Raw genomic sequence first — 12590 nt, 5'->3', positions numbered from 1 at the left:
GATGAAGTTACATGAACTTGCTCCAGCTCCTGGTTCCCGCAAAGAACGCAATCGCGTTGGTCGTGGTCCTAGTAGCGGAAATGGTAAAACTTCCGGTCGCGGTCACAAAGGTCAAAACTCACGTTCTGGCGGTGGTGTTCGTCCGGGCTTCGAGGGTGGACAAAATCCGCTCTATCGTCGTCTGCCTAAACGTGGTTTCGTCAATCCTACCCGTAAAGAGTATGCGATTGTGAACCTGGAAGATCTGAATAGCTTTGCAGAAGGAACTGAAGTGACTCCGCAGTTGTTGCTTGAAACTGGTGTTGTCAAGAATTCCAAAAGCGGCATCAAGATTCTCGGCAACGGTGAGTTGACCGTAAAATTGACTGTACAAGCAAATAAGTTCTCTCAATCTGCGGTAGAGAAAATCGAGGCTGCCGGCGGTAAAACCGAGGTGATCTAATGTTCAAGACGCTTAAGAATATCTGGCATGTTGAAGATTTGCGCAAAAAGATCCTGTTTACCTTGTTCATTCTGTTTATCTACCGTATCGGTTCGTTTGTTCCGGTTCCTGGTGTAAACAAAGATGTACTGGCAACAGCAAATCAGAGCGGTGACGCTTTGATGGGACTCTTGAACACCTTCTCGGGCGGAGCGCTCAAAAACTTCTCGATATTTGCGATCAGTATTTATCCGTACATTACAGCATCCATCATCGTGCAATTGCTGTCGATGGATGTTGTTCCTAAGTTTGCTGAATGGGCTAAACAAGGGGAGCACGGAAAAAAACAATTGGCGCAAATCACTCGTTACGGTACAGTGATATTAGCCCTGATCCAAGGTTTTGCTACGTCGATAGGGTTTAACCGGATATACAATACTCAAATGATGCCGAATGCGACATTTGCTGATTACTTGCTGGTTGCCATTATCTTGACGGCAGGTACTTCTTTCTTGATGTGGCTTGGTGAACAGATTACCGAAAAGGGAATCGGGAACGGGATTTCGATCCTGATTTTTGCGGGAATCGTCGCCGGTATCCCGGGATATATCACAAGTACGGCTAACTCAAGCTTTATTCAGCCGGATCAGGTGTTCCTGAATATTCTTAAAGTCGTTATTGTGCTGATTGTGATTGTAGCGATTATTACAGCAGTTATCTTCGTGCAGCAAGGTATTCGGAAGATTCCTGTTCAATATGCTAAACGCGTAGTTGGCAACAAAATGTACGGTGGACAGAATACACATATTCCGCTGAAAATTAATGCGGCAGGTGTAATTCCGGTAATCTTCGCCGTATCATTGCTTCAGTTCCCAGTTGTTCTCTCCAGTTTCTGGTCAACACATGCCTGGGCACAATGGATTACCAAATATTTGGCAACCGATGCTCCGCTTGGTATGCTTCTGTATGTAGTGATGATCATCGGGTTTACGTTCTTCTATACGTTCGTACAGATGAATCCTCAGCAGATGGCTGATAACATGAAGAAGAATGGTGGTTACATCCCAGGTATCCGTCCTGGTAAAGCTACAGAGAAATATCTGACTAGAGTAATGTCTCGTTTGACTATGTCAGGCGCGTTGTTCCTAGCTTTGATCTCTGTACTACCGATGTTCTTCGGTGCTATATCTGGATTGCCCAAAGAAGTTCGAATTGGTGGCACTGCGCTGCTTATCGTAATCGGCGTGGCATTGGATACTATGAAGCAGATCGAGAGCCATTTGATCAAACGCCATTACAAAGGCTTCATCAATAAATAGGTGATAGGTTCCGGTGAAGCTTAAGTTTTTATTCTTCCCGGCACCTATTATGCTGTTTCTTGCTTGGTGGCGAACTTTTGGGGGGAGAGAGAAATCGTGAACATTTTATTCATGGGCCCTCCTGGGGCAGGCAAGGGAACACAAGCGGCAGAAATCGTTAAAAAATTTGGTATTCCTCATATTTCGACAGGAGATGCTTTCCGTTTGGCAATCAAACAGGAAACTCCGGTAGGATTGAAGGCCAAATCATTTATAGATCAAGGTTTGCTTGTACCAGATGATGTGACCATTGGGATAGTCGAAGAACGGTTGCAGCAGTCCGATTGCGAAAAAGGATTTCTATTGGATGGTTTTCCAAGAACTCTTTCGCAAGCGGAAGCGCTGGATGATATTCTTAGCCGTTTGAACACTTCTTTGGATCATGTCATCAACTTGAATGTTGACCGTGGATTGCTAATGGCGCGTCTTACTGGACGTCGTATCTGCAGCGTTTGCGGAGCATCCTACCATTTAATCTTCAACCCGCCGAAGCAAGATGGCATTTGCGACATTGATGGCGGTGAGTTATATCAACGTCCGGATGACAACGAAGAAAGTGTAGGCAAGCGCCTGGATGAGTATGATAATAAAACAGCGCCGCTGCTTGCGTTTTATGATAATAAAGGTCTTTTGCGTCAGGTAAACGGGGAAAACGAAATTAATGTCGTTACTTCTGAAATCGTGTCTTTAATGCGGGGTTAATGTAATGATCATTTGTAAATCCGAACAGGAACTTGCCTTTATGAGGGAAGCTGGTCGAATTGTTGCCGAGAGTCACCGTCTTATTGCTCAGGCCATTGAGCCTGGCATTACAACGGGCGAGCTCGACAGAATCGCCGATCAATACATTCGCAGTCAAGATGCTGTGCCGTCTTTCAAAGGCTACAACGGTTTTCCTGCCAGCATTTGCGCTTCAGTCAACGAACAATTGGTGCATGGATTTCCAGGTAAACGTAAACTGATCGAAGGCGATATTGTTACGCTGGATATCGGTGCAGAGTACCGCGGTTATCACGGTGATTCCGCCTGGACCTACGGTGTGGGCAGCATTTCCGAAGAGGCTCAGCGTTTGCTGGACGTTACGGAAGGCTCCTTGTACGCGGGACTGGCGTTAGTTAAGCCGGATGTGCGCTTGTTTACAATCTCCCATGCTATTCAGCAGTACATCGAAGAGGCTGGTTTCTCAGTCGTACGTGAGTATGTTGGTCATGGTATTGGGGCAAAACTGCATGAAGAACCGCAAATTCCGAATTATGGCATAGCGGACCGCGGACCACGTCTGAAACCGGGTATGGTGCTCGCGATTGAGCCGATGGTAAACGCAGGAAAGAGACATGTCAGAACACTGGAAGATAACTGGACTGTCGTTACGGTTGATGGCTCACTATGTGCTCACTTCGAGCATACAGTAGCAGTTACTCCGGACGGCATGGAAATTTTCACAAAACTGAATGCGTAGGTGATCTCCTCTTGAATACTGTGAGCAGCCCGCAGGTTGGTCAATTAGTGAGAATTCTCAAAGGCAAAGATGCCGGAGAGGCAGCCGTTGTTATCGCAGTTGTTGATAGCAGATTTGTATACATTGCAGATGGAGACAAACGTAAGTTTGATGGGCCAAAGAAGAAGAATATTCTTCATCTTGAGCTCATACCCTTCATCAGCAGTGAGGTTGTGGACAGTTTGAAGGAAACTGGGCGGGTAACAAACGGAAAGCTGCGATTCGCAGTCATGAAGTATGCTGGACCCACCGGAATAAGTGCTGATGAGAAAGGAGACTAACTGTGGCTAAGGAAGATGTCATTGAAGTAGAAGGTACTGTCCTTGAACCGTTGCCAAACGCAACGTTTAAGGTTGAGCTTGAGAACGGTCATCAAATACTTGCCCATGTATCCGGTAAATTGCGGATGCACTTTATCCGTATTTTGACCGGAGACAAAGTGGTCGTGCAGTTATCGCCTTATGATTTATCAAAAGGTCGTATAACTTACCGTAAATAGATGGGAACTACGAAAAAAGTTTTGCTTCGCAAAACTTTGAGGAGGTAATTAACATGAAGGTAAGACCTTCTGTAAAGCCCATTTGCGAGAAATGTAAAGTAATCCGCCGCAAAGGGACTGTTATGGTGATTTGCGAAAATCCGAAACACAAACAAAAACAAGGTTAAGAAGGGGGTGTAGCGTAAAATGGCTCGTATAGCTGGAGTGGATTTGCCACGTGACAAACGCGTTGAGATCGCCTTGACTTATATTTTCGGAATCGGTAAAACGACTTCTCAGAAAATTCTTAATGAAACAGGCATTAGCGCTAATACACGTGTCCGTGATTTGACGGAAGATGAAGTCAGCAAACTGCGTGAAACGATCGACAAAACGGTTAAGGTTGAAGGTGACCTGCGTCGTGAAATTTCCTTAAATATTAAACGTCTTACTGAGATCGGCTGTTACCGCGGTGTTCGCCACCGTCGTGGATTGCCTGTTCGCGGTCAACGTACTAAAACGAATGCCCGTACCCGGAAAGGCCCGCGTCGTACGGTAGCAAACAAAAAGAAATAATAAGGGGGGATAAGAGACAATGGCTAAACCGAAAAAAGTCGTACGTACCAAACGTCGCGACCGTAAAAATATCGAATCCGGCGTGGCACATATTCGTTCCACGTTCAACAACACCATCGTTACCATCACGGATCCTCACGGAAATGCAATTTCCTGGGCAAGCTCCGGCGGCCAAGGATTTAAAGGTTCCCGTAAGTCCACTCCATTCGCAGCGCAAATGGCAGCTGAATCAGCAGCTAAAGCAGCTATGGAGCACGGCATGAAGTCGGTTGAGGTTATGGTTAAAGGACCGGGCGCGGGCCGCGAAGCAGCCATCCGTTCCCTTCAAGCTGCAGGGCTTGAAGTTAACCTTATTAAAGACGTAACTCCGGTTCCTCACAATGGATGCCGTCCGCCTAAGCGTCGTCGCGTATAGTGAAATCAGTATTGTGAATGTGGTATAATTCTGACGCATCTGCTAATAATAGGTGTTTAGGCATACTACATGATGCACCTGATGGGGTGACAGTTTCATATAGGAGCGACGTTGAAGGAGGGGTAAACTCGTGATAGAAATCGAAAAGCCGAAGATTGAGACCGTAGAAGCTAATGATGAAGGTACCTATGGGAAATTCGTAGTTGAACCGCTGGAACGTGGGTATGGCACGACTCTGGGGAACTCGCTTCGCCGGATATTGCTTTCTTCGCTTCCAGGAGCCGCAGTGACTTCGGTCCAAATTGACGGCGTTCTGCATGAGTTCTCGACCGTTCCAGGCGTAATGGAAGATGTGACGGAAATCATTCTGAACCTTAAAGCCTTGTCTCTGAAGATTCATTCAGACGAGGAAAAAGTGTTCGAGATTGATGCTGAAGGGGAAGGCATCGTTACCGCAGGTGATATCCGTGCGGACAGCGATGTTGAGATCCTCAATCCGGATCTTCACATTGCAACGCTGGGACCTGGTGCGAGACTTCATATGCGTATTTTTGCAGGCCGTGGTCGCGGCTATGTCCAAGCGGACCGGAACAAACGTGACGATCAGCCAATTGGTGTTATTCCAGTTGACTCCATCTATACTCCAATTTCACGCGTTAACTACGGCATAGACAATACACGTGTTGGTCAAGTGACTAACTACGACAAATTGACGCTTGAAATTTGGACGGATGGAAGTATCAGACCGGAAGAGGCTGTAAGCCTCGGAGCCAAAATTTTGAACGAGCACCTCGTTCTGTTCGTAGGTCTTACGGACGAAGCGAAAGACGCCGAAATTATGGTTGAAAAAGAAGAAGACAAAAAAGAAAAAGTACTTGAGATGACAATCGAAGAGCTTGATCTTTCTGTTCGTTCCTACAACTGCCTCAAACGTGCTGGTATTAATACCGTACAAGAGCTTACCACGAAGACTGAAGAAGATATGATGAAGGTGCGTAACCTTGGTCGTAAATCTTTGGAAGAAGTTCAGGAAAAGCTTGAGGAACTTGGTTTGGGTCTCCGCACAGAAGAATAGCTGCAGATTGCTTTAGTAAAGGAGGGAAAACACAATGGCATACCAAAAATTGGGCCGTGATTCCAGTGCGCGTAAAGCGTTATTTCGCGACATGGTAACGGATCTGTTTTTATACGAGCGCATCCAAACAACGGAAGCTAAAGCGAAAGAAGTTCGTTCTATCGCTGAAAAGCTGATCACTAAAGCTAAAAAAGGTGATCTTCATGCTCGTCGTCAAGTAGCTGCATTTGTTCGCCGCGAGACTGTTGATGGTGAACAAGATGCAATTCAAAAATTGTTCTCTGACATTGCTCCTCGTTACACTGAGCGTCCAGGTGGATACACTCGTATCCTTAAACTAGGACCTCGTCGTGGCGACGCTGCGCCTATGGTTTATCTTGAATTGGTAGACCGCGCGTAGTATCACAAGTATTGATTTCCGATGCTTCCCTTTCATCCAGCCCTCTTTGGAGTAAAGATGGGGGAAATATCAGCGTTATTGTGCTGCAGAGGCGCAAGACTCTGCTGTACTAATAACCGTGGGAATCACCTTGGTTCAATTGAAGGAGCTCCCGCAGGGGCTCTTTTTTTTGAAATTAAGGATCCTATAGGACTTGTAGTTCTATATATGAAAAATGGATGCCGTCCTTCTAGGGACGGCGAAGCCATTTCTTCAAATAGAAGATCAGACAGTGCTTCGATCGACGTTCTGCTGACCGGTTTAAAAAGGAGAACGGAATGCGCAATCTATTGATGAAGGTCAATTATGACGGAACGAATTATGATGGCTTTCAGACCCAGCCTCAGGGCAATACGATTCAGGATCGGCTGGAGCAAGCCATACTCCATCTGACTGGTGAGAAGCTGAAGATTACTGCTTCAGGCCGCACAGATGCCGGAGTACATGCCTATGGCCAGCCTTTTAACTTTACAACCTCCTCTCGAATCCCAACTGAACGTTGGTGTCTAGCGCTTAATGCCCGGCTGCCACAAGACATCGTGGTTACAGAGGCTAGGGAAGTTCCGCTAACGTTTCACTCTCGTAGAGGGGCTAAGCGTAAAACTTACCGATACACGATTAATGGCAACAGGTTTCCAGATCCGTTTCAACGGCGCTGGCAGCTTCACCATCCAGTGAAGTTGGATATTCCTGCGATGCAGCAAGGCTTAACGCAAATTATAGGGACACATGACTTCACTTCGTTTGCATCACGACGGTCTACGAAGACTTCTCATGTACGAACGATCTTTGAAGCTCATATGGAAGTAGATCGCAGTATGTGCCGACCCTCTTCATCAGATCAAGGAGTTATCCATACTTATATAACGGGTAGTGGATTTCTTCAGCACATGGTTCGCATTATTATGGGGACTTTGATCCATGTGGGGGAAGGTAAAATACCTGCTGATAAGGTTGCTGAAATATTGGCAGCATGTGATCGATCACATGCTGGTCCAACAGCTGTGGCCATGGGGTTAGCTTTGTGGAGTGTTGAATATGACGAGATTGAAAGTGAATAGTTTTTTCTATAAATTTCTTCCTAATTAATAGGCTAAATGTTTAAAAATCACTTGCACTTGTTATGTTTATACTGTAATATAAAAGTTGTGTTTTCTTGATGGCTATCCCACAGCCCCGATCAGGAAAATGCCAAAAAAATGCTTTGCTTAACTCACATAATCGTAATTCAATGAGAAACAAGATATACGAAACAGAAGATTTTCGTACGAGAACAAGGAGGAAACATTCATGCGTACCACCTATATGGCGAAGCCGAACGAAGTTGAACGCAATTGGCACATTATTGATGCCGAAGGCAAAACACTCGGTCGTTTGGCCAGCGAAGCCGCTGCTTTGATCCGTGGCAAACACAAACCGCAATTCACTCCACACGTTGATACAGGAGATTTCGTTATCGTAATCAACGCTGAGAAAATTCACTTGACCGGTAAGAAATTGCAAAACAAAAAATACTACCGTCACTCGATGCACCCAGGTGGTTTGAAAGTTACTAATGCTGAAACTCTGCTGAACACTAAACCAGAACGCGTAATTGAATTCGCGGTTCATGGTATGATTCCTAAGACTCGTCAAGGGGACCACATGAAGCTGAGATTGAAAGTATATGCAGGCGCCGAGCATCCACATGCAGCACAAAAACCTGAAGTTTACGAACTTCGCGGATAAGAATAGAGGAGGACAGTTTCATGGCACAAGTACAATACTATGGGACAGGTCGTCGTAAACATTCGGTAGCACGTGTTCGCCTTGTACCGGGTGAAGGACGCATTGTCATTAACAAACGTGAGATGGACGAATATTTCGGTGTGGAAACACTGAAAATGATCGTAAAACAACCTTTGAACCTGACTGAAACACTGGGCAACTACGATGTAATCGTTCTTGCACATGGTGGCGGCATTTCCGGTCAAGCTGGAGCAATTCGTCACGGTATCTCCCGTGCATTGCTTAAAGTTGACCCTGAATATCGCGGTGCATTGAAGAAAGCCGGCTTCCTGACTCGTGACCCACGTATGAAGGAACGTAAGAAATACGGCTTGAAGGCTGCACGTCGTGCGCCTCAGTTCTCGAAACGTTAATATCTACAGAATTCAACCCTTGGCCTTATGGCCGAGGGTTTTATTTTTTATTGCCCCTTTCCACAAGAAATGGGCTTTTTTTGCATCTATTTACTAATTCTAACGGTTGAAACGCATTGACTTCCTCAGTAAAAGTTATATACTATTTCATATAGAATTAGTTGGTTTTATTACTTCTTTTACCTCATTTATTCATACGATTAATATTTTGGATGGAGGAATACCTTAATGAACCTGCTCGAGAAAGAGGATTTAATCAAAGTTAAGGCCGAAGAATTAGAAACTGCTTCACCCGAGGAAATTATCCGCTGGGCTGTAGAAACATTTCCTAACATTACTTTTGCCTGCAGCTTTGGTGCCGAAGATGTAGTGCTAGTTGATATGCTTCACAAAGTTAGTCCGTCTACAGACGTCTTTTATCTCGATACAGATTATCATTTTAAGGAAACCTATGAGACCAGAGATTTGATGGCGGATAAATACGGGCTGGAGTTCGTACGAGTGTCTCCACAAATCACTCCGCAGGAGCAAGCACTTCAACACGGTGATGCGTTATGGACAGTAGATCCTAACCAATGTTGTGGGATTCGTAAAGTAGAGCCGCTGACTCGTATCCTATCTCAATATGAAGCTTGGATTACAGGCATTCGTCGTGACCAAGCGCCTACCCGTGCTAATGCCAAAAAGGTTGAGTATGATTATAAATTTGGTTTGGTTAAGTTTAATCCAATTGCGGATTGGACAACTGAGGATGTATGGAACTATATTCGTGAAAATGATGTAATTTATAACCCTCTACATGACCGTAACTATCCAAGTATCGGCTGTGAGCAATGTACACGTCAGGTTATGCCTGGTGAAGATCCGCGTGCTGGACGTTGGGCTGGATCAGAGAAGACTGAGTGCGGATTACACAAGTAAGACCTATCCCCGTGAGAACCCAGAAGGAGAGACGATAATGACTTCAATACGTCCGCATGGCGGAACATTAGTTAACCGTGTAGTAGAGGGTAAAGAAAGAGAAGAATTGCTGCAGCTTGCACGTGAATATAAGGCGATTGCCGTGAACACCTGGACTTTATCTGATTTGGATCTAATAGCGGTAGGTGCATTTTCTCCACTAACTGGATTTTTGAATGAACAAGATTATCACTCCGTAGTAAAAAACATGCGTTTAGAAGATGGCACAGTGTGGAGCATTCCAATAACACTTGCTGTAGAAGAGGGTGTGGTCTCTGGTTTAGCTATTGGAGACAAAGTATCTCTAATCGGTGAAGAGGATGGCGAGATCTACGGTTTATTGGATATTGAGAGTATTTATACGGTTGATCAAAACCTTGAAGCGCAAAATGTATTCAAAACAACAGACCCTGAACATCCAGGAGTAAGTAAGCTGTTGGCCCGCCCGGCTACCTATGTAGGAGGACCAATTACAGTGCTGAATAGACCACAGCCAGAAAAGTTCGGAGAATTTTATTTTGACCCTTCAGCTACACGTAAGATATTTGCAGACAAAGGCTGGAGAACAGTTGTAGGCTTCCAGACGCGTAACCCAGTTCATCGTGCACATGAATATATTCAGAAGTGCGCTATGGAGGTTGTAGACGCTCTGTTCTTAAACCCGCTTGTGGGTGAGACGAAGTCTGATGATGTACCGGCAAATGTACGAATGAAGAGCTACCTGGAGCTTTTGGAGAATTATTATCCTGAGGATCGTACCTTTCTAGGTGTTTTCCCAGCAGCCATGCGTTATGCAGGTCCGAGAGAAGCAATTTTTCATGCTATGGTTCGCAAAAATTACGGCTGCACTCATTTTATTGTCGGACGTGACCATGCGGGCGTAGGCGATTACTACGGAACTTATGAAGCACAAGAAATTTTCGCGAATTTTACCGCTGAGGAACTTGATATTACTCCATTATTTTTTGAACACAGCTTCTTCTGTAAAAAATGCGGAAATATGGCTTCCAGTAAAACCTGCCCGCATCCTGGCGACGATCATATGACTTTGTCGGGTACAAAGGTACGGGCTTTGCTTCGGGAGGGTCAATGTCCACCTCCTGAATTTACGCGACCTGAGGTTGCGCAGATTCTAATTGAAGGGATGACTCAAGAAGTAACAGCTTAATCATCGTTATCTAGTACTATTTGGCCTTCTTGTCCCATATAGATGAGTATTATCTATCGGGACGAGGGGGTCTTTGTTATGTCTGGCCGAAAACACAGTAAAGTCTCGGTCTGGATCTCATGGAGCAGTATCAAAAAATGTATGCTGGGCGCAACACTGCTGGCTATAATGATCGGCATTATAGCGTATGACATGCCTACTGCCAAAACGTTAAATTATTGGAGTCTGCCTTTGTCTGGTAAAGTGATCGCTATCGACGCTGGACATGGGGGAGCAGATGGAGGGGCAGTTAGCCGGGAAGGGCTAATTGAGAAAGACATTAATCTCGCGGTCTCTCTTTATTTACGTGATTACCTGCAACAGGCAGGGGCTATTGTTGTGATGACCCGTGAAGGGGATTATGATTTGGCTCAGGAGGGCACTAAGGGCTATTCTAAGCGCAAGACTGAAGATCTTAAGCAAAGAGTAAGAAGCATTGAAGAGAAGGGCGCAGATCTTTTTATAAGCGTTCATATGAACAGTGTGCCTTCGAACCGGTGGAGCGGGGCGCAGACCTTTTACTATCCCAATCACAAGGATAATAAAGCTATAGCAGAGTTTGTACAGAGTGAGCTGAAGACTACCCTGGAAAATACTGATCGTGTAGCTAAGACTGTAAATACTGTTTATCTATTAAAAGCATTAAAAATACCTGCGATCCTTGTAGAGGTCGGTTTCTTGTCGCACCCTCAGGAATCAGTTCTGCTCGGAGATGATGTTTATCAACGCAAGGTAGCGACTAGCATATATCGTGGCATTCTTCGTTATGCTTCCGAGTAGCCGGGACTACTCATCAGGAGATGGGTAATGCTATAATAGACAAAAACTCCGGAAGAATTCTCCTCCGGAAAGGAAACAGAGGTGCTTTCCATGCTGACTAGGGAACATATCCAGGAAATACTGCAGTCATTAACAGACCCGGAAACCGGAAAAAGCCTTGTGGAACTACAGCTGATCCGTGACATTATGATTAAAGAAGATCGTATTTCTTTGTCAATCGTATGTCTGGATCCTGAAGAGCAAAGTCGCATGGACCTAGAACAACAGGTTCGTGAGTTGCTTGAAGCGGGTGGAGTCACTAATGTACATATCCGGCTGCGTGATGCAACCGATTATGAACGTGCTCTGCTTCGCGGAGAGAGTGCTGGGGAAGAGCCATTGGCTGATGAACCGGGGAAACTTAAGGGACATGCAGCAGGCCTTGACGATCATGAATTAATCAATGAGAACTCTGGTGTTAACTTTATCGCCATTGCCAGTGGTAAAGGCGGGGTTGGAAAGTCTACGGTTACTGTGAATTTGGCAGTAGCTCTGGCTAGAAAAGGTAAAAAGGTTGGATTGATTGATGCGGACATTTATGGGTTTAGCATCCCTGATATGATGGGAATCGAAGAGGGCCCCGTTGTAGAAGAGGGAATCATTATTCCTGTGGAACGTTTCGGAGTGAAGGTCATGTCTATGGGCTTCTTTATCCGTGAGAATAGTCCGGTAATTTGGCGGGGACCTATGCTTGGCAAAATGCTGCGCCAATTCTTTGGTGATGTGGGCTGGGGAGAACTTGATTATATGCTGCTTGATCTTCCTCCAGGTACAGGTGATGTGGCGCTTGACGTACATCAGATGCTCCCTCACAGCAAAGAGATTATTGTTACGACCCCTCATGCTACCGCAGCGTTTGTGGCGGCTAGAGCGGGCTCTATGGCTCTGCAGACAGAACATGAGATTATTGGAGTCATTGAGAACATGGCTTATTATGAGTGTAAAGACTGTGGTAAAAAAGATTATATTTTTGGCAGAGGTGGAGGCGCGCGGCTTGCGGAGACACTCCATACGGAGCTGCTTGCACAAGTTCCATTGGGCGCACCGGACAACCATATTTCTGAACCGGATTTCTCACCTTCTGTATACAAGGAAGACACACCAACTGCCTTGTTGTTTGCTGATATCGCCGAAAAGCTGATTGCGAAATATGAGCACTAATTATTGTGCATAAAAAGAGGCCGTCCCACTTTGTTAGGTGGG

Annotated in this window: 18 protein-coding genes; all 18 read left to right on the top strand. The window is 45.4% G+C overall.

Annotated features, from left to right (window positions below; all coding sequences use genetic code 11):
- Position 1 precedes the first annotated feature (1 nt).
- The gene (gene rplO, locus MHH86_RS28310; protein ID WP_036680569.1) at positions 2–442 is read left to right on the top strand and encodes a 50S ribosomal protein L15; all 441 of its coding nucleotides are present in this window, start codon (positions 2–4) and stop codon (positions 440–442) included.
- Entirely contained in the window at positions 442–1740 is a 1299-nt protein-coding gene (gene secY / locus MHH86_RS28305; RefSeq protein WP_036680571.1) for a preprotein translocase subunit SecY, read from the top strand. The genes rplO and secY overlap by 1 nt, the downstream gene beginning before the upstream one ends.
- A gap of 96 nt (positions 1741–1836) precedes the next feature.
- Complete coding sequence (locus MHH86_RS28300) at positions 1837–2481, top strand: adenylate kinase (RefSeq protein ID WP_036680575.1); 645 nt, start codon at positions 1837–1839, stop codon at positions 2479–2481.
- 4 nt (positions 2482–2485) lie between these two features.
- Positions 2486–3238, top strand: coding sequence for a type I methionyl aminopeptidase (gene map, locus MHH86_RS28295; protein ID WP_038573450.1), 753 nt, complete (start codon positions 2486–2488; stop codon positions 3236–3238).
- A gap of 11 nt (positions 3239–3249) precedes the next feature.
- A complete protein-coding gene (locus MHH86_RS28290) occupies positions 3250–3558 on the top strand; it encodes a KOW domain-containing RNA-binding protein (RefSeq protein WP_036680581.1) in 309 nt (102 codons plus the stop codon).
- 2 nt (positions 3559–3560) lie between these two features.
- Complete coding sequence (infA, locus tag MHH86_RS28285) at positions 3561–3776, top strand: translation initiation factor IF-1 (RefSeq protein WP_036652996.1); 216 nt, start codon at positions 3561–3563, stop codon at positions 3774–3776.
- A gap of 53 nt (positions 3777–3829) precedes the next feature.
- Complete coding sequence (gene rpmJ, locus MHH86_RS28280) at positions 3830–3943, top strand: 50S ribosomal protein L36 (protein WP_003322638.1); 114 nt, start codon at positions 3830–3832, stop codon at positions 3941–3943.
- Positions 3944–3962: 19 nt separating this feature from the next.
- On the top strand, positions 3963–4331 hold the full coding sequence (gene rpsM, locus MHH86_RS28275) for a 30S ribosomal protein S13 (RefSeq protein ID WP_036680583.1): 369 nt from the start codon (positions 3963–3965) through the stop codon (positions 4329–4331).
- Between the two features lie 19 nt (positions 4332–4350).
- Positions 4351–4746 carry a 30S ribosomal protein S11 gene (gene rpsK, locus MHH86_RS28270; RefSeq protein ID WP_019908251.1) on the top strand — a complete coding sequence of 132 codons (396 nt, stop codon included), beginning with the start codon at positions 4351–4353 and terminating at the stop codon, positions 4744–4746.
- Positions 4747–4876: 130 nt separating this feature from the next.
- Positions 4877–5821, top strand: coding sequence for a DNA-directed RNA polymerase subunit alpha (locus MHH86_RS28265; protein WP_036680585.1), 945 nt, complete (start codon positions 4877–4879; stop codon positions 5819–5821).
- Between the two features lie 34 nt (positions 5822–5855).
- Positions 5856–6221 (top strand): 50S ribosomal protein L17, encoded by a 366-nt coding sequence (rplQ, locus tag MHH86_RS28260; protein WP_019908254.1) that lies wholly within the window; start codon positions 5856–5858, stop codon positions 6219–6221.
- A 317-nt stretch (positions 6222–6538) separates the two neighbouring features.
- Positions 6539–7321 carry a tRNA pseudouridine(38-40) synthase TruA gene (gene truA / locus MHH86_RS28255; RefSeq protein ID WP_036680587.1) on the top strand — a complete coding sequence of 261 codons (783 nt, stop codon included), beginning with the start codon at positions 6539–6541 and terminating at the stop codon, positions 7319–7321.
- A gap of 229 nt (positions 7322–7550) precedes the next feature.
- On the top strand, positions 7551–7988 hold the full coding sequence (gene rplM, locus MHH86_RS28250; protein WP_036680589.1) for a 50S ribosomal protein L13: 438 nt from the start codon (positions 7551–7553) through the stop codon (positions 7986–7988).
- Between the two features lie 20 nt (positions 7989–8008).
- On the top strand, positions 8009–8401 hold the full coding sequence (gene rpsI, locus MHH86_RS28245) for a 30S ribosomal protein S9 (protein WP_025706574.1): 393 nt from the start codon (positions 8009–8011) through the stop codon (positions 8399–8401).
- Positions 8402–8629: 228 nt separating this feature from the next.
- Positions 8630–9322, top strand: coding sequence for a phosphoadenylyl-sulfate reductase (locus MHH86_RS28240; protein WP_036680616.1), 693 nt, complete (start codon positions 8630–8632; stop codon positions 9320–9322).
- A gap of 37 nt (positions 9323–9359) precedes the next feature.
- Entirely contained in the window at positions 9360–10529 is a 1170-nt protein-coding gene (gene sat / locus MHH86_RS28235; RefSeq protein WP_036680619.1) for a sulfate adenylyltransferase, read from the top strand.
- Positions 10530–10607: 78 nt separating this feature from the next.
- Positions 10608–11348, top strand: coding sequence for an N-acetylmuramoyl-L-alanine amidase CwlD (gene cwlD, locus MHH86_RS28230; protein ID WP_038573445.1), 741 nt, complete (start codon positions 10608–10610; stop codon positions 11346–11348).
- 90 nt (positions 11349–11438) lie between these two features.
- Positions 11439–12548, top strand: coding sequence for an Mrp/NBP35 family ATP-binding protein (locus MHH86_RS28225; RefSeq protein ID WP_036680625.1), 1110 nt, complete (start codon positions 11439–11441; stop codon positions 12546–12548).
- Positions 12549–12590 lie beyond the last annotated feature (42 nt).

The sequence above is a fragment of the Paenibacillus sp. FSL F4-0097 genome (assembly GCF_038593125.1).
GTDB lineage: Bacteria > Bacillota > Bacilli > Paenibacillales > Paenibacillaceae > Paenibacillus_AQ > Paenibacillus_AQ odorifer.
Note: the sequence above shows the minus strand (reverse complement) of the source record. Positions and strands in the feature narration are given on the sequence as shown.